17 protein-coding genes, 1 pseudogene and 1 riboswitch are annotated in these 20,400 nt (G+C 69.8%); of the genes and pseudogenes, 17 read left to right on the top strand and 1 reads right to left on the bottom strand.

The annotated features are described in order from the left end of the window. Window positions 1–128: 128 nt before the first annotated feature. The 10 genes and pseudogenes from glyA to E4A48_RS13710 all read left to right on the top strand — a co-directional run bounded on the left by glyA (window position 129) and on the right by E4A48_RS13710 (window position 9,875). Window positions 129–1,382 carry a serine hydroxymethyltransferase gene (gene glyA, locus E4A48_RS13755; RefSeq protein ID WP_142742600.1) on the top strand — a complete coding sequence of 418 codons (1,254 nt, stop codon included), beginning with the start codon at window positions 129–131 and terminating at the stop codon, window positions 1,380–1,382. 144 nt (window positions 1,383–1,526) lie between these two features. Then, window positions 1,527–2,057, top strand: coding sequence for a transcriptional regulator NrdR (nrdR, locus tag E4A48_RS13750; RefSeq protein ID WP_009576486.1), 531 nt, complete (start codon window positions 1,527–1,529; stop codon window positions 2,055–2,057). A gap of 11 nt (window positions 2,058–2,068) precedes the next feature. Further along, complete coding sequence (locus E4A48_RS13745) at window positions 2,069–2,560, top strand: GNAT family N-acetyltransferase (RefSeq protein ID WP_142742599.1); 492 nt, start codon at window positions 2,069–2,071, stop codon at window positions 2,558–2,560. Window positions 2,561–2,571: 11 nt separating this feature from the next. Next, window positions 2,572–3,690, top strand: coding sequence for a bifunctional diaminohydroxyphosphoribosylaminopyrimidine deaminase/5-amino-6-(5-phosphoribosylamino)uracil reductase RibD (gene ribD, locus E4A48_RS13740; protein ID WP_142742598.1), 1,119 nt, complete (start codon window positions 2,572–2,574; stop codon window positions 3,688–3,690). Window positions 3,691–3,837: 147 nt separating this feature from the next. Then, window positions 3,838–4,010, top strand: a riboswitch (FMN riboswitch). Window positions 4,011–4,088: 78 nt separating this feature from the next. Then, the gene (locus E4A48_RS13735; RefSeq protein ID WP_039007715.1) at window positions 4,089–4,688 is read left to right on the top strand and encodes a riboflavin synthase; all 600 of its coding nucleotides are present in this window, start codon (window positions 4,089–4,091) and stop codon (window positions 4,686–4,688) included. 91 nt (window positions 4,689–4,779) lie between these two features. Next, entirely contained in the window at window positions 4,780–5,955 is a 1,176-nt protein-coding gene (gene ribB, locus E4A48_RS13730) for a 3,4-dihydroxy-2-butanone-4-phosphate synthase (RefSeq protein ID WP_230812773.1), read from the top strand. 84 nt (window positions 5,956–6,039) lie between these two features. Beyond that, entirely contained in the window at window positions 6,040–6,507 is a 468-nt protein-coding gene (ribH, locus tag E4A48_RS13725; protein WP_039007713.1) for a 6,7-dimethyl-8-ribityllumazine synthase, read from the top strand. Then, a complete protein-coding gene (gene nusB, locus E4A48_RS13720; RefSeq protein WP_039007711.1) occupies window positions 6,504–6,971 on the top strand; it encodes a transcription antitermination factor NusB in 468 nt (155 codons plus the stop codon). Before ribH ends, nusB begins: the two co-directional genes overlap by 4 nt. Before the next feature lie 126 nt (window positions 6,972–7,097). Beyond that, the gene (gene thiL, locus E4A48_RS13715; protein WP_142742597.1) at window positions 7,098–8,075 is read left to right on the top strand and encodes a thiamine-phosphate kinase; all 978 of its coding nucleotides are present in this window, start codon (window positions 7,098–7,100) and stop codon (window positions 8,073–8,075) included. A 224-nt stretch (window positions 8,076–8,299) separates the two neighbouring features. Beyond that, a pseudogene (locus tag E4A48_RS13710) lies at window positions 8,300–9,875 on the top strand (CocE/NonD family hydrolase). 229 nt (window positions 9,876–10,104) lie between these two features. On the opposite strand, the gene E4A48_RS13705 reads toward E4A48_RS13710, so the two are convergent. Next, a complete protein-coding gene (locus E4A48_RS13705; protein WP_141696364.1) occupies window positions 10,105–10,413 on the bottom strand; it encodes a hypothetical protein in 309 nt (102 codons plus the stop codon). Between the two features lie 94 nt (window positions 10,414–10,507). Between E4A48_RS13705 and E4A48_RS13700 the strand changes: the two genes are divergently transcribed. From E4A48_RS13700 to E4A48_RS13670, 7 genes are all read left to right on the top strand, one after another. Beyond that, complete coding sequence (locus E4A48_RS13700; RefSeq protein ID WP_039007706.1) at window positions 10,508–12,013, top strand: outer membrane beta-barrel protein; 1,506 nt, start codon at window positions 10,508–10,510, stop codon at window positions 12,011–12,013. A gap of 291 nt (window positions 12,014–12,304) precedes the next feature. Further along, window positions 12,305–12,397 carry a potassium-transporting ATPase subunit F gene (locus E4A48_RS13695; RefSeq protein ID WP_003466177.1) on the top strand — a complete coding sequence of 31 codons (93 nt, stop codon included), beginning with the start codon at window positions 12,305–12,307 and terminating at the stop codon, window positions 12,395–12,397. Between the two features lie 16 nt (window positions 12,398–12,413). Then, on the top strand, window positions 12,414–14,135 hold the full coding sequence (gene kdpA, locus E4A48_RS13690) for a potassium-transporting ATPase subunit KdpA (protein WP_058196834.1): 1,722 nt from the start codon (window positions 12,414–12,416) through the stop codon (window positions 14,133–14,135). A gap of 10 nt (window positions 14,136–14,145) precedes the next feature. Then, the gene (kdpB, locus tag E4A48_RS13685) at window positions 14,146–16,206 is read left to right on the top strand and encodes a potassium-transporting ATPase subunit KdpB (protein WP_039007701.1); all 2,061 of its coding nucleotides are present in this window, start codon (window positions 14,146–14,148) and stop codon (window positions 16,204–16,206) included. A gap of 41 nt (window positions 16,207–16,247) precedes the next feature. Then, window positions 16,248–16,883, top strand: a complete 636-nt coding sequence (gene kdpC / locus E4A48_RS13680; protein WP_039007698.1) for a potassium-transporting ATPase subunit KdpC — start codon at window positions 16,248–16,250, stop codon at window positions 16,881–16,883. A gap of 82 nt (window positions 16,884–16,965) precedes the next feature. Next, window positions 16,966–19,656, top strand: coding sequence for a sensor histidine kinase (locus tag E4A48_RS13675; protein ID WP_039007697.1), 2,691 nt, complete (start codon window positions 16,966–16,968; stop codon window positions 19,654–19,656). Further along, window positions 19,646–20,374: a response regulator gene (locus tag E4A48_RS13670; protein WP_039007694.1), complete on the top strand. Its 729-nt coding sequence runs from the start codon at window positions 19,646–19,648 to the stop codon at window positions 20,372–20,374. The genes E4A48_RS13675 and E4A48_RS13670 overlap by 11 nt, the downstream gene beginning before the upstream one ends. The last annotated feature ends 26 nt before the right edge of the window (window positions 20,375–20,400 follow it).

Raw genomic sequence — 20,400 nt, 5'->3', positions numbered from 1 at the left:
TGGCGGCAGGCCTGTCGGGCCTGCCGGTGTGGACCCTCCTTCCGACTCCGGCCAATGGATCTCGCCTCAAAGGGTGCAACAAGCTCTAAACTATGCGCCCGCCTTGTGTCCATGCCCCCGGAGACCCGATGTTCCCGCGTGCCGCCCGCATCGAAACCTACGATCCCGAACTGGCCCAGGCCATCGCCGCCGAAGCCAGCCGCCAGGAAGACCATGTCGAACTGATCGCCAGCGAGAACTACTGCAGCCCGCTGGTGATGGAAGCCCAGGGCAGCCAGCTGACCAACAAGTACGCCGAGGGCTACCCGGGCAAGCGTTACTACGGCGGTTGCGAATTCGTCGACATCGCCGAGCAGCTGGCGATCGACCGGGTCAAGCAGCTGTTCGGTGCGGACTATGCCAACGTACAGCCGCATTCCGGTTCGCAGGCCAACCAGGCGGTGTACCTGGCGCTGCTGCAGCCCGGCGACACCATCCTGGGCATGTCGCTGGCCCACGGCGGCCACCTGACCCACGGCGCCAAGGTCAACGTGTCCGGCAAGCTGTTCAACGCGGTGCAGTACGGCGTGGACGCGCAGGGCCTGATCGATTACGACGAAGTCGAGCGGCTGGCGCTGGAGCACACGCCGAAGATGGTCGTGGCCGGCTTCTCCGCGTATTCGCAGAAGATCGACTGGGCGCGCTTCCGCGCCATCGCCGACCGGGTCGGCGCGGTGCTGTTCGTGGACATGGCGCACGTGGCCGGGCTGGTCGCCGCCGGCGTGTATCCGAGTCCGCTGGAACATGCGCACGTGGTCACCTCGACCACCCACAAGACCCTGCGCGGCCCGCGCGGCGGCATCATCCTGGCCAAGGGCGCGAGCGAGGAGCTGGTCAAGAAGCTGCAGTCGATCGTGTTCCCGGGCATCCAGGGCGGCCCGCTGATGCACGTGATCGCGGCCAAGGCGGTGGCGTTCAAGGAAGCGCTGGAGCCGGAGTTCAAGACCTACCAGCAGCAGGTGGTGAAGAACGCGCAGGCGATGGCCAACACGCTGATCGCGCGCGGCTACAAGATCGTCTCCGGCGGCACCGAGAACCACCTGATGCTGGTGGACATGATCGGCAAGGAGGTGTCCGGCAAGGACGCGGAAGCCGCGCTCGGCAAGGCCCACATCACCGTCAACAAGAACGCGGTGCCCAACGACCCGCGCTCGCCGTTCGTGACCTCGGGCCTGCGCCTGGGCACCCCGGCCATCACCACCCGCGGCTACCTGGAGCAGGACAGCATCGACCTGGCCAACTGGATCGCCGACGTGCTCGACGCCCCGGCCGACGCCGCGGTGATCGCCCGCGTACGCGAGGCGGTGACTGCGCAGTGCCGGAAGTATCCGGTGTATGGCTGAGGTATCGGGACCGGGGACCGGGGACCGGGGACCGGGCGGTATGTCCGGCCGCGGCCACGCCATGTCTGGTCATCGGCATCGCCGCCTTGCCGCCGCGCTGTGGTGTTGCATCGGCTCCCCGGTCCCCGGTCCCCGGTCCCGCTGATGCACTGCCCCTTCTGCCAGCACACCGACACCCGCGTGATCGATTCGCGGGTGTCCGAGGACGGCGCGACGATCCGTCGCCGCCGCGAGTGCGAGGCCTGCGGCGAGCGCTTCAGCACGCTGGAGACGATCGAGCTGAAGCTGCCGACGGTGATCAAGAGCGACGGCGGGCGCGAGGCGTTCGATGCGCGCAAGCTGCGCACCAGCTTCGATCGCGCGCTGCAGAAGCGGCCGGTGGCCGAGGAGCAGATCGAGGCGGCGGTGCGTGCGGTGGTGCACCAGCTGCGCATGTCCGGCGAGCGCGAATTGCCGTCGATCCGGGTCGGCGAATACGTGATGGCCGAGCTGCGCAAGCTCGACCATGTCGGCTACGTGCGCTTCGCCTCGGTGTACCGCAGTTTCCAGGACGTAGCCGATTTCCGCGAGGAGATCGAGAAGCTCGAACGCGAGCTACCGGTGGGCAGCGAGCAGTTGCCGCTGCTGGAACTGGTCCGCGCCGACAAGCCGGGCGACAAGTCCGGCAAGCGCTGAAGGCGGGCGTCATGCGCATCGTCTGCCTGGCCGAAGCGCCGCAGCACATTACGGCGTTGGCGCACGAACACCTGCAAGCCTTTGGCGCGTTGCTGCCGAAGTGGAACGTGGTCGAGGCCGAGGCCGACCTGCGCAGCCATCGCTGCGACAGCCGCATCCCGACCAGCTGGATCGCGCTGGAAGGCGACGACTGGCTCGGTTCGGTCAGCCTGCTGCAGAACGACGATGCGCGCATCCGCCAGTTCTCGCCGTGGCTGGCGACGCTGTACGTGCGCCCGCAGGCGCGCAGCGGCGGCGTCGGCGCGCGCCTGGTCGCGCATTGTGTGCAGGCCGCCGCCCGGCTGCAGGTGGGGTATCTGTATCTGTATTGCGAACCGCGGCTGGTGCCGTACTACGAAGGCCTGGGCTGGGAGCCGCATGTGCAGCTGCCGCTGGGGCCGCTGCAGGTGACGGTGATGCGCATCGACGCCGGCGCGCTGGCGGCACCAGCGCAGAGCGCATGAGCGCGAACGGCATGAGCGCTGACCGCATGGGCGATTTCTCCGCCGACGATCATCGGCACATGGCGCAGGCGCTGCGCCTGGCCGAGCGCGGCGCCTACAGCGCGCGCCCCAATCCGATGGTCGGCTGCGTGCTGGTGCGCGACGGCGAGGCGGTAGGTGAGGGCTTCCACCAGCGCGCTGGCGGCCCGCATGCGGAGGTGTTCGCGCTGCGCGCGGCCGGCGCGCGCGCGCGCGGCGCCACCGCTTACGTGACCCTGGAACCGTGCGCGCACTACGGGCGCACTCCACCGTGCGCGCTGGCGCTGATCGAAGCCGGGGTGACGCGGGTGGTGGCGGCGATGGCCGATCCGTTTCCGCAGGTCAACGGCGGCGGTTTCGCGCTGCTGCGCGAGGCCGGCATCGAGGTTCGCTCCGGGCTGATGGAAGCGCAGGCGCGCGCGCTGAATCGCGGCTTCCTGGCGCGGGTGGAACGCGGCCGGCCGTGGCTGCGGGTCAAGCTCGGCGCCAGCCTGGACGGGCGCACCGCGCTGGCCAGCGGCGAATCGAAATGGATCACTGGTGCGGCCGCGCGCCAGGACGTGCAGCAGTGGCGCGCGCGCGCCGGGGCGATCCTGACTGGCGCCGGCACCGTGCTGGCCGACGATCCGTCGCTGAGCGTGCGTCTGGACGCCGCCGCCGAGGTCGTGCCGCCGTTGCGCGTGGTGCTGGATGCGCAACTGCGCACGCTGCAGCAAGCCAAGGTGCGCGACGCCGTAGCGCCGACCCTGTACCTGCATGCGCCGGGCGTGGCGCCGCCATCGCTGCCTGGGGTCGAGTTCGCCGCAGTCGCCTTGCAGGCGGGCCGCTTCGACCTGGACGCGGTGCTGCGCCTGCTGGCCGTGCGCGGCATCAACGAGGTGCAGGTCGAGGCCGGCGCGACCCTGAGTGGCGCGCTGCTGCGCGCCGGCCTGGTCGACGAACTGCTGTTGTACCTGGCGCCGCTGCTGCTCGGCGACGCCGCGCGCCCGCTGCTGGCCGGCCTGGGCATCGACAGCATGGCGCAGCGCGTGCCGCTGCAATTGCTGGAGACGCGCCAAGTCGGCGCCGACCTGCGCCTGCTGCTGCGCCCGCTGGCGGCGGACGCCGCCTAGCCGCGGCGCGGCGCTGCGCCCACACCCTGCCGCGCGCAAGGTTGCCGTCTTCGCCGCGATGCTATGTCCCATCCGCGATGGCGCCGGCGGCGGCGGGCGCCCTGCCGCGCCCTGTTAGAATGCGCACGCCGGTTCGCCGGCAATCACAAACGTCTTCAGGGCGGGGTGCGATTCCCCACCGGCGGTAAGTGCGTTCGCGCACGAGCCCGCGAGCGCTTGGGTGGTCGGGCCGGCACGCAGGTGCTGTTCGGGGACGCAAGGTCAGCAGATCCGGTCCGATGCCGGAGCCGACGGTATAGTCCGGATGAAAGAAGACGGCTTTCGCGCAGCCTTGCGGCTGCGCGCGCGCCTGTTTGCCTTGTGGCGTTTTTCGCTCACCCTGCTTGCGAGAAACGTTTATGTTCACCGGAATCATCGAAGGCGTCGGCCGCCTGGCCGCGCGCCAGCCGCAGGGCGGCGATATCCGCTTCACCTTCTCCACCGGTAGCCTGCCGTTCGCCGACGTGCAGCTCGGCGAAAGCATCGCGGTCAACGGCGTGTGCCTGACCGTCGTCGCCTTCGACGCGGCGTCGTTCCAGGCCGATGCGTCCACCGAAACCCTGTCCCTGACCACGCTCGGCACGCTTGCCGAAGGCGCGGCGCTGAACCTGGAGCGGGCCATGCGCCCGAGCGACCGGCTCGGCGGGCATCTGGTCAGCGGCCATGTCGATGGCCTCGGCAGCGTGCTGTCGGTCCACGCGGATGCGCGCGCGCAACGCTGGCGCTTCGCCGCGCCGCCGGCGTTGCTGCGCTACATCGCCAAGAAAGGCTCGATCTGCGTGGACGGGGTCAGCCTGACCGTCAACGAAGTGGACGACGCCGGCTTCGAGGTGGCGCTGGTCCCGCACACGGTGGCGCACACCGCGTTCGCGCACACCGCGCTCGGCGCGGCGGTGAACCTGGAGATCGACCTGGTCGCGCGCTACGTCGAACGCCTGCTGCACGGCCGGCAGGGCTGACCTGGCAGCGCCCGTCATCTGCCGTCGCCGCTGCCCGCGGCGCCTTCCGCCTTCTGCGAGTCCCGCCATGTCGCCATCCACTGCCCCTAGCCTGAATTTCGCCCCCGTCCCCGAGCTGCTGGAGGAAATCCGCGCCGGCCGCATGGTGGTCATCGTCGACGACGAGGACCGCGAGAACGAGGGCGACCTGATCATGGCCGCCGAGCTGGTCAAGCCCTCGGACATCAATTTCATGGTCACCCATGCGCGCGGCCTGGTGTGCCTGTCGCTGACCCGCGAGCGCTGCACGCAGCTCGGGCTGGCGCCGATGGTCCAGCACAACACCGCGCAGTTCCACACCAACTTCACCGTCAGCATCGAGGCCGCCGAAGGCGTGACCACCGGCATCTCCGCCTACGACCGCGCGCATACCGTGCGCACCGCGGTCAAACCCGATGCCAAGCCGCACGACCTGAGCCAGCCCGGCCACATCTTCCCGCTGATCGCCCAGCCCGGCGGCGTGCTGACCCGCGCCGGCCACACCGAGGCCGCCGGCGACCTGCCGCTGCTGGCCGGGCTGGAGCCGGCCGGGGTGCTGGTGGAAGTGCTCAATCCCGACGGCAGCATGGCGCGGCGCCCGCAACTGGAGGAATTCGCGCGCCTGCACGGGCTGAAGATGGGTTCGATCGCCGACCTGATCGCCTACCGCCTGGCCACCGAGCACACCGTCGAGCGCATCGACGAGCGCCCCATCGAGACCGAGTTCGGCGATTTCACCCTGGTCACCTACCGCGACCGCATTGCCCAAGACCTGCATTTCGCCCTGGTCCGCGGCACCCTGGACGCGGACACGCCGACCCTGGTGCGGGTGCAGGTGGAAAATCCGCTGGCCGACCTGCTGCACTGGCGCCGCGAGGATTTCGGCGTGGCCGCCAGCGACGCGCTGCGCGCGATCGCTGCGGCCGACAGCGGGGTCATGGTGGTGCTGTCGGCGCCGCGCGACAGCCAGGCGCTGCTGGCGCGGCTGCGTAAGCAGCCGGACCTGATCGCCAACAGCAAGGACGTGGGGCAGTGGCGGCGCAACGGCGCCGGCAGCCAGATCCTGGCCGACCTGGGCCTGGGCAAGCTGCGCGTGCTGGGTACGCCGCGCCGCCAGGTCGGCCTGGCCGGGTTCGGGCTGGAGGTGGTGGAGCATGTGGAGCCGGGACTCGGGACTCGGGACTCTGGATCCGATCGGAACCGGGGACCGGGGACCGGGGACCGGGAACGGCAAGAGCCAACGGCATGAAGTCCGCGGCGCGCTTTTGCTTTTCCGGGTCCCCGGTCCCGGCTGCACTGCTAAACTCTCCCACCCCCTGAACCCACCACCGCCATGACCCACTACGAAGGCGACCTCCGCGCTCCTGCCGCGGCCCGTTTCGCGATCATCGCCAGTCGCTGGAACGCGCGCATCACCGACGTGCTGGTCGCCGGTGCGCGCGAGAGCCTGTCCGGCAACGGCATCGCCGAGGACGCGGTGGACGTGATCCGCGTCCCCGGCGCGTGGGAACTGCCGCTGGTCGCCGCGCGCCTGGCCGCCGCCGGCCGGCATGCGGCGATCATCGCGCTGGGCTGCGTGATCCGCGGCGATACGCGCCACTACGAACACGTGGCCGATGGCTGCGCCCAGGGCCTGCTGCGGGTGTCGCTGGATTTCCGCATCCCGGTGCTCAATGGCGTGCTGGCGGTGGAGCGGGTCGAGGACGCCGAAGCGCGCGCCGGCGGCAGCCATGGCAACAAGGGCGAAGAAGCGGCGTTGAGCGCGCTGGAAATGGTCAATCTTCTGGAACTGCTGCCATGAACAAGCCCGCCGGCCACAAGCATGTCCGCCGCGACGGCGTCGATCCGGTGCTGCGTTCGCGCGCGCGCCGGCGCGCGCTGCAGGCGATCTACGCCTGGCAGATCGCCGGTGGCACCGCGCAGCACGTGATCGCGCAGTTCGCGCATGAGCAGGCGCACGAGATCGCCGACCTGGTCTACTTCGAGAACCTGGTCGAAGGCGTGCTCAAGCACCGCGCCGAGCTGGACGCGGCGCTGGTCGGCTACCTGGACCGCACCGTCGAGGAAGTGGACGCGATCGAGCGCGCGGTGCTGCGCCTGGCCGCCTACGAACTGCTGCACCGCCACGACGTGCCGTACCGCGTGGTGATCAACGAAGCCATCGAGACCGCCAAGCGCTTCGGCTCCGAACACGGCCACACCTACGTCAACGGGGTGCTCGACCGCGCCGCGCTGGCGTGGCGCACGGTGGAGCCGGGGAGCTGAAGGGCTGGGAATGGCAGAAGCTAAAGACGTCCGCCGCGGCGGACGCGCCCTGCGGCCGGTGACGCCGCGGCGGTTGCCCTCGCTCCTACCATTGCCGATTGCCGATTCCCCATTCCCGGCCTGCAAATGCCCGAATTCGATCTGATCGATCGCCTGCGTGCCCGCATCGGGACGCACGCGGACGTGCCGTTGGGCATCGGCGACGATGCGGCGCTGCTGCAGCCGCCGCCGGGCGAGCAGCTGGCGATCACCACCGATACGCTCAATGCCGGCGTGCATTTCCCGGCCGAGACCGATGCTGCCGACATAGGCTGGAAGACCCTGGCGGTGAACCTGTCCGACCTCGCCGCGATGGGCGCGCAGCCGCGCTGGTGCACGCTGTCGCTGTCGTTGCCGCACGACGATGCGGGCTGGATCGAGGCCTTCGCCGACGGCTTCTTCGCGCTGGCCGATGCGCACGCCATCGTGCTGGCCGGTGGCGACACCACGCGTGGGCCGCTGTCGCTGTCGGTGACCGCGATCGGCAGCGTGGCCCCCGGCACCGCGCTGCGCCGCGACGGCGCGCAGCCTGGCGACGAGATCTGGGTCAGCGGGCGTCCGGGCGAGGCCGCCGCGGCGCTGGCGCTGTGGCAGGCCGGGCGCCTGGACGTGGCCCATGCCGCCGCCGATCCGATCCACGAGCACCTGCGCCAGCGCCTGCTGCGGCCGTCGCCGCGGGTGCAGGCGGGGTTGTGTTTGCGCGGGCTGGCGCACGCCTGCGTGGACATCTCCGACGGCCTGCTGGCCGACCTGGAGCACATCTGCGCGCGCAGCGGTGTCGGCGCCGAACTGTGGCTGGCCGCGCTGCCGGCGGCAGCCGCGCCGGTGGAGGCGAGTGCCGCGCAAGTGCACGCCTGGCAGTTGGGTGGCGGCGACGACTACGAACTGTGCTTCACCGCCGCGCCGGCGCAGCGTGCGGCCATCGTGCAGGCGCTGCAGGCGATCGGCGAGGCAGCGACGCCGATCGGCCGCATCGTCGCCGGCGGCGGCATCGTCGTACGCGACGCGCACGGCCAGCCCTGGCAACCGCCGCGACGCGGCTACCAGCATTTTTTTGCCGGGTAGGGGAAGTCCGCTGGACGTTTCGCGCCTTACCCTCACCCCAACCCCTCTCACGGCGGGAGAGGGGCCAAGGCGCGCCGCGGCCTCACCATACCGTGCCGCACTGCGGTGTGAACGTATCCGTACCTGCTGGTACGGTTGCGGCGCCCGACTCCCCACGTCGGCGTACCCGTAACCGTTTCTGGCAGCCGGGCCATTCCGGTCCGGCGCCATCTGGGAGGCCGTACATGCGTACGGCCGTGTCCCGATGCATCGCCCTGTGCGCGATGCTGTTGTTCTCCGCCGCTGCCTTCGCCGGCGGTTTCAGCAACCAGTACCAGACCATCGCCAGTTGGGACGGCACCAAGCTCGGGGCGCTGGTGCTGGTGCCCCAGGGACAAAGCCACGGGCCGTTCCCGCTGGTGGTGATGTCGGCCAGCTGGTCGGTGCCCAATCTGGAATACGTGGGCCGCGCCCGCGAACTGGCCAGCGACGGCTACGTCGTGATCAGCTACACCTCGCGCGGGTTTTGAGATTCGGCCGGGCAGATCGGCATCGCCGGGGCGGCGACGGTGGAGGACATCAGCACGGTGATCGACTGGGCGCTGGCCAACACGCCGGCCAATGCCAAGGCGATCGGCGTGTCCGGCATTTCCTACGGCGCCGGCACCAGCCTGCTCGCCGCCGCGCGCGATCCGCGGATCAAGGCGGTCGCCGCGCTCAGCGGCTGGGCCGACCTGCAGGCCTCGCTGTACGCGAACGCCACGGTCAGCCAACAGGGCGTCGGCCTGCTGGTCGCCTCCGGCGCGATCACCGGCCGGCCTGGGCCGGACCTGGCGCAGATCAGCGCGCGGGTCGCGGGCGGCGACTACGACGGCGCGGTGCAGGGCTTCCTGCCCAAGGCCGGCGAACGCGGCGTGACCAACGAAGTACAGGCGCTCAACCGCAACGGCACGGCGGTGCTGCTGGCCAATGCGTTCAACGACGGCCTGTTCTCGCCGAACCAGTCCATCGATCTGTACAACCGCCTGAGCGTGCCCGAGCGCCTGATGTTCAGTCGGGGCGACCACGCCACCGCCGAACTGCCCGGCGCACTCGGTCTGCCGAACGAGATCTACACCGAGGCCACCCGCTGGTTCGATCATTACCTCAAGGGCCAGGCCAACGGCGTGGACAGCGAGCAGTCGGTGCAGCTGTCCACCCTCGGCGGCACCTGGCTGCGGCTATGCCGACTGGAACAGCGTGCAAGCCGGCGCGACCAGGTACGCGCTGACTCGTCCGAGCGGCCGGATCGCGACCGGTGCGCTGAGTAGCGGCGCCAGTAATGGCTGCAGCCATCGCATCGCCACCGGCGTGCCGAGTCTGGCCGATTCGGGCGTGCTGCTGGTCAGCGGCCTGCTGCAGGGTCTTGGCCAGCCGGTCAGTACATCGATTCCGCTGCTGGACCGCAACGGCGCGGCGGTATGGAGCGGGCCGGTGCTCAGCAGCGCCAAGCACCTGGCCGGCAGCCCGTCGCTGCGGGTGACGGTGACCCCGAGCCAGGCCAATGTCTCGCTGTTCGCCTATCTCTACAGCATGAACAGGCACGGCGTGGCGCAACTGCTCAGCCATGCGCCGTACTCGCTGCGCAACGCGCCTCCGGGCGTGGCGACCACGATCGACCTGCCGCTGCAGGCGACCGCCGCCGAGATCCCGGCCGGCAACCGCCTGGTGTTGGCGATGGACACCACCGATCCGCGCTACAGCTCGGCCAGCCGCTTCGGCGGCAGCGTCAGCTTCAGTTCGCCGGCGGCGCCGTCCAGCCTGAGCGTGCCGCTGCACTGAGCGCGACCGCGGGCGTTCCATGCAACAGGGAGTGCCCATGATGGCGCGACACGCAAGATGTCGCGCCATCGTGCGCGCGCTGATGCCGCGATGCCGAGGCTCGATGCATCGCTGCGCCGTAGCTCCGCTGTCGAGCAGACGGCCACCGCGCCATGCCGCGCCCGTCGCGAATTTACGCAGGATTTATTCAAATCCCTCGCGGGTTTGCAACGAAGATATTCGGCTATTCCTATACTTTCCGCGCTGACACCGAGGGCGGTTTGATGGAATCGATGGATGGATGTTTGCTCCTGTTGCCGACCACGCCGAGCACCGCGTTGTGGCGGTTGCGCCTGGCGTCCATCGACATCATCGGCGGCATGCGCAGCGCGTGTCGCATGGCCTGCGCACTGCGCTCCATGCACGAGGTTTCCGCCATGCAGATGCGGCAGCGCAGTCGCCGCGCCTGCATCCCGCTCCGGTCGGGTTGATCGCCGCGCCCCGCGTTCGGCGGCGTCATCCCATCGTGTCCGCCGGCCCTGCGCAGGGTCGCCGGCATCGCGCGACGGCACGCCGATCAGGCGCGGCGCACGCGCCACTGCGCCCATTTTCCATCCACCGAAGAGGACGGCTCGCTGCGAGCCGGTTTTGCGATGTCCATGAAGTTCACTCCCTTGTTCGTGTCCCTGGCGCTGCTCTGTGCGGGCAAGGCCGTTGCGGTCGAAACCGCAGCGCCGGTCTCCGTGTCCGTGCCGCCACCGCCACAGGAGCACGCCGCGCCGGCCAGCGCCGATTGTTCGAACGGCTTCCTCTCGCGGCTGGCGGCCGCGTATCGCGAGGACGCCCAGCCAGCCGATCCGGACGCGTCCGCACCGGCGCGGCGCAGCATGCAGTCGCCGTTCTCCTCGCCCCCCTTCCCCTCGGCGGAATGGCAGCTCGGCGCGGTGGACTATCCGCTCGGCGTGCCCAACGAGAATGCGCAGTATCCGGTCGAGAAGGCGCTGGCATGCACACGCACCGGGCAGTGGATGGCGCGCAACCGCATCGAGCTGTATGGCTGGATCAACCCTTCGCTCAATGCCAGCACTTCGGCGCATACCAATTATCCGCTGTCCTATTCCACGCGCCCCAACCGCGGCGAGTTCGACCAGGCCCTGATCCGTCTGCAGCGCGTGCCCGATACGGTGCAGACCGATCATGTGGACTGGGGCTTCCACGTCGACGACCTGTATGGCTACGACTACCACTACACGACGATGAAGGGGGTCACCAGCGACCAGCTGCTGCACCACCCCAATCCCAATAGCGCGCTCAACGGCAAGATCTACGGCAACGACCCGATGATCGCGTACGTGGACCTGTACCTCCCGTCGGTGGCGCAAGGCATGCTGATCACCGCCGGTCGCTATCTCTCGCTGCCGGACATCGAGGCGCAGTTTTCGCCCAATAACTACCTGATGACGCACTCGATCCTGTACACGATCGATGCCTATACCAACATGGGCATTCTCACCACCACCAAGCTCAACGACCAGTGGACGCTGCAGCTCGGCGTGCATGGCGGCGACGATTCGGCGCTGTGGGATTCGACCAGCCGGGTGAGCGCACAGGCCTGCGTGCGCTGGGTGTCCAAGAGCAACAACGACATGTTCTATCCGTGCGTGGAGTCGTACAACCACTCCGCACAGACCTACAACAATCTGCAGGAATTCGTGCTGACCTGGGGACACCGTTTCTCGCCGCAGGTGCACATGCTCACCGAGGCCTATCACCTCTATGTGCGCGACCAGGCGCTGGCCACCGATCCGTCGCAATCGCATGCGCCGAGCGGCCGGCCCGGCTATCCCCTGGGCGAAGCACCGGATTTCCCGCTGGGGCGCAGCACCGCCGACGCCATCGTCAACTATCTCAACATCCAGCTCGATTCCGCCGACATGCTGTCGATACGCAACGAGTTCGTCGACGACCACGACGGCCAGCGCACCGGCTTCGCCACGCGCTATTCCAGCCATACCATCGGCATGACCCATTGGGTGTCGCAGGATCTGGAGATCCGCCCCGAACTGCGTTACGAGCGTGCCTACGATTTCCCGGCCTACGATGGCGGCCGCAGGAACCACCAGGCGGTGGCGTTGATCGACGCGATCCTGCACTACTGAGCGCACCGCACCGCGCCGGCACCGCAGCACGCGGCGGTCCGGCGTGGCCGGTCGCATCCGTTCGTCGGCTTTACGCAGAATTTATGCCGCCTGCGTGCCTGCGACACAGAGAGTTTATGGCGCTTGCTCCGACAATGCCGGCCTGGGACAGCGAGGCCTGTCCGGTGCGATGTCCATGGTTACCGCGTTTTCTGCAGCACCTCTTTGGCGCATCAAGCGCCAACGGGTTCTTTGTCGCGATTTTGAGGTCCGCCGTGCGTGCGGACCATTCACCTGTCCGGAGTTGACACCATGAGCGGTTGGCTTTCGTTCGTTTGCGGCATGGCGGTGATCGTCGCCGCCGGCTACCTGTTGTACGTGATTTTGCGTCCCGAAGACTTCTGAGCCGAGTGCCACTGCCATGATCGATACATTGCTTGTCTATGCGCTCGCGCTGCTGCTGGGGTGGCCGTTGGGCCTGTACCTGGCCAAGGTGATGCGCGGGGCGCCGATGCGCGGCGACGCGCTGTTCGGCTGGATCGAACGCCCGCTGTACCGCCTGCTCGGCACCGACCCGGCGCGCGGCATGCACTGGCGCGGCTATGCCGGCGCGTTCCTGGCCAGCAACCTGGTGCTGGGCGTGCTGGTGTTCGGGTTGTTCGTGACCCAGGCGTGGCTGCCGCTGAATCCCGATGCGGTGCCGAACATGCGCTGGGACGTGGCCCTGCACACCATGGTCTCGTTCCTGACCAACACCGACCAGCAGCATTATTCCGGCCAGGCGCAACTGTCCTATCTGTCGCAGGCGGTAGGCGTGGTCGGACTGCAGTTCGTCACCCCGATGATGGGCCTGGCGTTGGTGGTGGCGACGCTGCGTGCTTTGTTCGGGGGGCGAATGGCCGCAGCGAACGGCGGTACCCAGCAGGCCACGCTCAGCGTCGACGAAGCCGACGTCGGCAACTACTGGGCCGACGTGATCCGGCCGACGCTGCGCTTCCTGCTGCCGCTGTGCCTGTTGTGGACCGTGCTGCTGACCCAGCAGGGCGTGCCGTCCACGCTGGCCGCCGGCCCGGTGGCGACGCCGCTGGATGGCAGCGCCGGCATGGCCGCGCAGAAGATTCCGCTCGGCCCGGTCGCGGCGATGGTGGCGATCAAGCAGCTCGGCACCAACGGCGGCGGCTGGTACGGCCCCAACAGCGCGATGGCGCTGGAGAACCCGACCCCGTTCTCCAACCTGCTGGAAGCGCTGGCGATCGTGCTGATCCCGGTGGCGATCGCGTTCATGGTCGGCCCGTTCACCGGGCGGCGCAAATTCACCGTGCTGGTGTTCGGCAGCATGCTGGCGATGTCGCTGGCCTCCACCGCGGTATCGGTGTGGTCCGAAGGCCATTCGGCCAGCACCGCCAGCGCGGCGCTGCTGGAAGGCAAGGAGGTGCGCTTCGGTGTCGATGCGTCTGCGGCGTGGTCGTCGCTGACCACGCAGACCTCCAACGGTTCGGTCAATGCGATGCACGATTCGCTGGCGCCGCTGACCGGCGGCGTGGCCATGATCAACATGCTGGTCAACGCGATCTGGGGCGGCATCGGCTGCGGCCTGCAGCAGTTCCTGGTGTATCTGCTGCTCAGCGTGTTCCTGGCCGGATTGATGACCGGACGCACGCCGGAGCTGTTCGGGCGCAAGATCGAAGCCGGCGAAGTGCGCCTGCTGGCCTTGCTGATCCTGCTGCAGCCGCTGGTGCTGCTGGGCTTCACCGCGTTGACCCTGGCCATGCCGGCGGCGATCACCGCCACCTCCAATCCCGGCTTCCACGGCATCAGCCAGGTGTTCTACGAGTACACCTCGGCGTTCGCCAACAACGGCTCCGGCTTCGAAGGCCTCGGCGACGGCATTCCGTGGTGGAACCTGACCTGCACGCTAGTGCTGATCCTGGGCCGCTATCCGGCGCTGATCGTGCCGTTGATCGTGGCCGCGCAGATGGCGCGCAAGCGCATGGCGCCGGAAACCGGCGGCAGCCTGCAGGTGGAAACGCCGACCTTCGCGCTGACCCTGATCGCGGTCATCGCGGTCCTGACCGTTCTGCAATTCACGCCGGCACTGGTGTTGGGCCCGATCGCCGATCACCTGACCCTGGCCGCGCACTGAGACCACGACCATGAGCACCCCGCTTCCGCAAGCTTCTTCCTCCGTCCACAGGCCCGGCCTGCTCGACGGTCCCGCGCTGCGCGCCGCGTTGCGCGCCAGCGTGCTGAAACTTTCGCCCCGCCATCTGCTCGGCAGTCCGGTGATGGCGGTGGTGTTCGCCGGCACCTTGCTGTCGGCGTTGATCACCGCGGCCGGGCAGGGCGCGCCCGGCTTCGGCTGGGCGGTGACCGCGATCCTGCTGATCACCGTGCTGTTCGGCAATTTCGCCGAAGCGGTGGCAGAGGCCCGCGGCCGCGGCCAGGCGGCTTCGTTGCGGCGCGCGCGCAAGGACCTGGTGGCGCGTCGGGTGAGCAGCGCGCAACTGGACGGCGAAACCAGCATTCCCGCCGCCGAGCTCAAGCCCGGCGACCTGGTGGTGATCTCCGCCGGCGAACTGATCCCGGCCGACGGCGAGATCGTGCACGGCGTGGCCACGATCAACGAAGCGGCGGTCACCGGCGAATCGGCGCCGGTGCTGCGCGAGGCCGGCACCGACCGCTCCGGCGTGATCGGCGGCACCAAGGTGCTGTCCGACGAGATCGTGGTGAAGGTCACTGCCGAACCGGGCCACAGCTTCCTGGACCGCATGATCGCGCTGGTCGAAGGCGCCAACCGGCAAAAGACCCCGAACGAGATCGCGCTGACCATGCTGCTGGCGGCGATGACCCTGACCTTCCTGATCGTGGTCGCAAGCTTGCCGGTGATCGCCGGCTTCGTCGGGGTCACGGTCGATCCGTTGCTGCTGATCGCGTTGCTGGTGTGCCTGATCCCGACCACCATCGGCGGGCTGCTGCCGGCGATCGGCATCGCCGGCATGAACCGCGCGCTGTCGGCGAACGTGCTGGCCAAGTCGGGCAAGGCGGTGGAAGTGGCCGGCGACGTCGATGTGCTGCTGCTGGACAAGACCGGCACCATCACCTACGGCGACCGCCAGGCCACCGCGTTCCATGCGCTCAGCGGCGTCGATGCGCTGCAGCTGCGCGAGGCGGCGATGCTGTCCTCGCTGGCCGACCCGACCCCGGAGGGCAAGTCGATCGTGCGCCTGGCGCGCGAGCAGGGCATGTCGCCGGCCGATCCGGACGGCGCCAGCTTCGTCGCCTTCACCGCGCAGACGCGCATGTCCGGCGTGGATCTCGCCGCGCAGGGGCAGCAGGCGCCGCGTTCGATCCGCAAGGGCGCGGCCGATGCGGTGATCCGCCACGTCACCGCGCTGGGCGGGCAGGTGCCGGCGGAACTGAGGGGCCGCGTCGAACAGGTCGCGCGCAGCGGCGCCACGCCGCTGGTGGTGGCCGAAGGCCGGCATGTGCTCGGCGTGGTCGAGCTGTCGGACGTGGTCAAGCACGGCGTGCGCGAGAAGTTCGCGCGGCTGCGCGCGATGGGCGTGAAGACGGTGATGATCACCGGCGACAACCCGCTCACCGCCGCGGCGATCGCCGCCGAGGCCGGCGTGGACGACTACATCGCCGAGGCCACGCCGGAAGACAAGCTCGCGCGGATCCGCGCCGAGCAGGCAGGTGGGCGCCTGGTGGCGATGGTCGGCGACGGCACCAACGATGCGCCGGCGCTGGCCCAGGCCGACGTCGGCCTGGCGATGAACTCGGGCACGCAGGCGGCCAAGGAAGCCGGCAACATGGTCGATCTGGATTCGGATCCGGCCAAGCTGCTGGCGGTGGTGGAAGTGGGCAAGCAGCAGTTGATCACCCGCGGCGCGCTGACCACCTTCTCGCTGGCCAACGACGTGTCCAAGTACTTTGCGATCCTGCCGGCGCTGTTCGCCGCCTCGATCCCGCAGATGGCGGCGCTGAACGTGATGCACCTGTCCAGCCCGACGCATGCGGTGCTGGCCGCGCTGATCTTCAACGCGCTGGTGATTCCGGCGCTGATCCCGCTGGCGTTGCGCGGCGTGCGCTTCACCCCGGCCACGGCGACCTCGCTGCTGCGCCGGAACATGCTGATCTACGGCGTCGGCGGCGTGCTGCTGCCGTTCGTCGGGATCAAATTGATCGACATGATCCTGGTGGCGCTGGGCTGAACCCGGCGCCGATCTTCCGCTTCCTTTCCGGATCTCCCGCAATGAACGTTTCCCCGGTTTCCTCTCCCTACCGCGAGCCGTTGCGCTGGCGCGCGGCGCTGCTGCTGCCGCTGCTGGTGCTGGGCGCCGCCTTGCTGTATTCGCTGCTCGCCACCGTGGTCGCCGGCGCGCTGTTCCCGGCGCAGGCGAACGGCAGCCTGCTGCAACGCGACGGCCACGTGCTCGGCTCGGCGCTGGTGGCGCAGCCGTTCGCCGCGCCTGGCTATTTTCAGCCGCGTCCGTCGGCGGCCAAGTTCGATCCGATGGCCGCGGCTGGCAGCAACCAGGCGCGCAGCAATCCCGAACTGCAAAAGCGCATCGCCGACGCGCGCGCCAGCGTGGCCGCGCGCGATGGCGTTGCCCCGGCGCAGGTGGCGGACGACCTGCTGACCCAGTCCGGCAGCGGCATGGATCCGGACATCAGCGTGGCCGCGGCCCAGCAGCAGGTGGCGCGCGTGGCCAAGGCGCGCGAACTGCCGGTGGCGACCGTCGCCGCGCTGGTCGCCGCGCAGGTGCAGTCGCGTCAGTTCGGTGTGCTCGGGCAGCCGCGGGTGAATGTGTTGGGGCTGAATCTGGCGCTTGATGAAGTCGGGACCGGGGACCGGGGACCGGAGACCCGGGAAGGGCAAAAGCGGTAAAGCCGGGATTGCAGGCTGTAGGCTCTTCCGGTCCCCGGTCCCCGGTCCCCGGTCCCCGCCTCACTCACGCCCCGAGCTACCCATGCCCGATTCCCGCACCCAACAGGCCGACGCCTTGATCGGCGCACTCCAGCGCGAGCGCGGCGGGCGCCTGACCGTGTTCCTGGGTGCGGCGCCCGGGGTCGGCAAGACCTACGCGATGCTGTCGCGCGCGCGCCAGCTGCAGCAGCAGGGCAGCGAGCTGGTGGTCGGGGTGGTTGAGACCCATGGCCGTGCCGAAACCGCGGCGTTGCTGGACGGGCTGGCCGTGCAGCCGCGGCAGCGCGTGGAGTACCGCGGCCGCATCCTCGAGGAAATGGACCTGGACGCGCTGCTGGCACGGCGCCCGCCGCTGGTGCTGGTCGACGAACTCGCCCACCGCAACGCGCCCGGTAGCCGCCACGAGCGGCGCTGGCAGGATGTGGAAGAACTGCTCGACGCCGGCATCGACGTCTACAGCACGGTCAACATCCAGCACCTGGAAAGCCTCAACGACGTGGTCCACCGCATCACCGGCATCCGCGTGAGCGAGACCGTACCCGATGCGCTGTTCGACCGCCTGCGCGACATCGTGCTGGTCGATCTACCGCCGCGCGAGCTGATCGAACGCCTGCAGCAAGGCAAAGTGTACCTACCCGAGCAGGCCGGGCAGGCCTTGCAGGCATTCTTCTCGCCGTCGAACCTGGCCGCGCTGCGCGAACTGGCGATGCAGACCGCGGCCGACCGCGTCGACAACGACCTGCGCGACTCGCAGGCCGCGCAGGGCCGCACCGGCGTGGCCTTGCGGCGGCGGGTGCTGGTGGCGATCGACGGGCGCGGCCAGTCCGACTACCTGGTGCGGGTGGCGCGGCGCCTGGCCGAACGCCGCGGCGCGCCGTGGAGCGTGGTCACCGTGCAGACCCAGGCGCAGCCGGAGGAAGCCTGGCAGCTGGAGGTCGATCGCGCCTTCGCGCTGGCGCGGCGGCTCGGCGGCGACGCCGCGCTGCTGCACGGCGCCAGCGTGGCCGATGCGCTGCTCGACCACGCCGCGCACAACGGCGTGTCCACGCTGCTGCTCGGCCGCACCCGCGAGCGGCCGCTGGCGCGCATGATCAACCGCACGCTCACCCAGCAGCTGCTGCAGCGCGGCGCGCACTACGAACTGGTCATCATCAGCTCGCCGGAGGCGCGCGCGCGCGCGCGACGGCGTTGGCGCAACCCCGGCCACTGGCTGTCGCGCGACGACCTGGTGTTCGCGACGGTGGCCTCGCTGCTGGCGGTGGCGGTGGGCTGGGTCGCCGAGCGCTGGGTCGGCATCGACGACCTGTCGATGGTGTTCATCGTCGCGGTGGTGATGGTCGCGGCGAAGACGCGCATGGCCGCGGCGGTGCTGTCGGCGCTGCTGAGCTTCTTCGCCTACAACTTCTTCTTCATCGAGCCGCGCTACACCCTGCACATCGGCTCGCGCCAGGGCGTGGTTACGGTGCTGCTATTCCTGGTCGCGGCGCTGGTCGCCGGGCGCCTGGCGTCGCGCCTGCGCATGCAGGTGCTGGCGCTGCGCGCGGCCAACGCGCAGACCACCGCGCTGCAGCGGCTGGGCCGCGAACTGACCAGCGCCGCCGACCTGGGCCAGGTGCTGGAGGCCGGGCGCCGCGCGCTGGCCGCCACCCTCGAGGCCGAAGCCTGGGTGCGGCTGCAGCCGCTGGAGGCGGCGCATGCCGCCGCGCAAGACGGCGCGCACGACTACGCGCCGTCGATGGCGGCGGTGGACCGCAGCGCCGCCGACTGGTCGCAGCGCCACGGCCAGGCCACCGGCCGCTTCACCGACACCCTGGCCGGCGCCAGCTGGTGGTTCCTGCCGGTGCGTCACGAACGCGGCGCGATCGGCGTGGTCGGGCTGAAATTCGCCACCGGCGTGCAGCGCCCGGGGCTGGAACAGCAGCGCCTGGCCGAGGCGATGGTCGAGGACATCGGCCAGGCTGCGCTGCGCACGCGGTTGGTCGCCGACCTGGAAAGCGCGCGGGTCAGCGGTGAGACCGAACGCCTGCGCTCGGCGCTGCTGTCGTCGGTGTCGCACGACCTGCGTTCGCCGCTGGCGGCGATGATCGGCGCGGCCAGCAGCCTGGCCAGCTACGGCCAGGCGATGGACGCCGACGACCGCCGCAGCCTGCTGGAGACCATCCAGCTGGAAGGCGAGCGCCTGGACCGCTACATCCAGAACCTGCTCGACATGACCAAGCTCGGCCACACCGGGCTGACCTTGAACCGCGATTGGATCGACGTGGACGAGCTGATCGGCTCGGCCGCGCGGCGGCTGCAGCGCTACCAGCCGCAGGTGCGCCTGGACATCGCCCTGGCCGCCGAGCTGCCGACGCTGTGGGTGCATCCGGCGCTGGTCGAGCAGGCGATCTTCAACGTGCTGGAGAACGCGGCGAAATTTTCGCCGCCGGACGAGGCGATCCGGGTCGCCGCGGCGATGGTCGATGGGCGCCTGCGTATCGACATCGGCGACCGCGGCCCTGGCATCCCCGAGGACGAGCGCGCGCGTATCTTCGACATGTTCTACAGCGTCGAGCGCGGCGACCGCGGCCGCCACGGCACCGGCCTCGGCCTGACCATCTGCCAGGGCATGATCGGCGCGCACGGCGGCAGCGTCGAGGCGCTGCCCGGCGCCGATGGCTGCGGCACCACGATCCGTATTACCCTGCCGTTGATCGAACCCGCCGCCCCGCCGCCCCGTCCCGATGCCGACTGACTCCCACGCCGTTCCGATTCCGCCGCCGCGCGTGCTGGTCATCGACGACGAACCGCAGATCCGGCGTTTCCTGGACATCAGCCTGCGCGCGCAGGGCTACCGTGTGCTGCAGGCCGCCACCGGCGGCGACGGCCTGGCGCAGCTGGCCGCGCACGGCGCCGAACTGGTGGTGCTGGATGTGGGCCTGCCCGACCAGGACGGGCACAGCGTGCTGCGCGAACTGCGGCAGTGGTCCACGGTGCCGGTGATCATGCTCACCGTGCGTGCCGGCGAAGCGGAGAAGGTGCAGGCGCTCGACGCCGGCGCCAACGACTACGTGACCAAGCCATTCGGCGTGCAGGAACTGATGGCGCGCATCCGCGTGCTGCTGCGCATGCAACCGGCCGCCGGCGAAGCCGAGCCGGTGTTCGACGACGGCCACCTGCACATCCACCTGGGCCTGCGCGAGGTACGTCTGGACGGCGAGCCGCTGCCGCTGAGCCGCAAGGAATACGCGCTGCTGGCGCTGCTCTTGCGCCACAGCGGACGCGTGCTCACCCAGCCGCAACTGCTGCGCGAAGTGTGGGGACCGACCCACCAGGAAGACACTCACTACCTGCGCATCCTGGTCGGCAAGCTGCGGCAGAAACTCGGCGACAGCGCGGTGGCGCCGCGCTACATCGCCACCGAGCCGGGTGTGGGCTTGCGCTTCGTCGGTACGAGCGAACGCAGCGCCTGAATCGCTCCTGCAAGCTGGCCAGTACA

Origin of the sequence: Xanthomonas translucens pv. cerealis, assembly GCF_006838285.1 — a bacterium.
Classification (GTDB): Bacteria; Pseudomonadota; Gammaproteobacteria; order Xanthomonadales; family Xanthomonadaceae; genus Xanthomonas_A; species Xanthomonas_A cerealis.
Note: the sequence above shows the minus strand (reverse complement) of the source record. Positions and strands in the feature narration are given on the sequence as shown.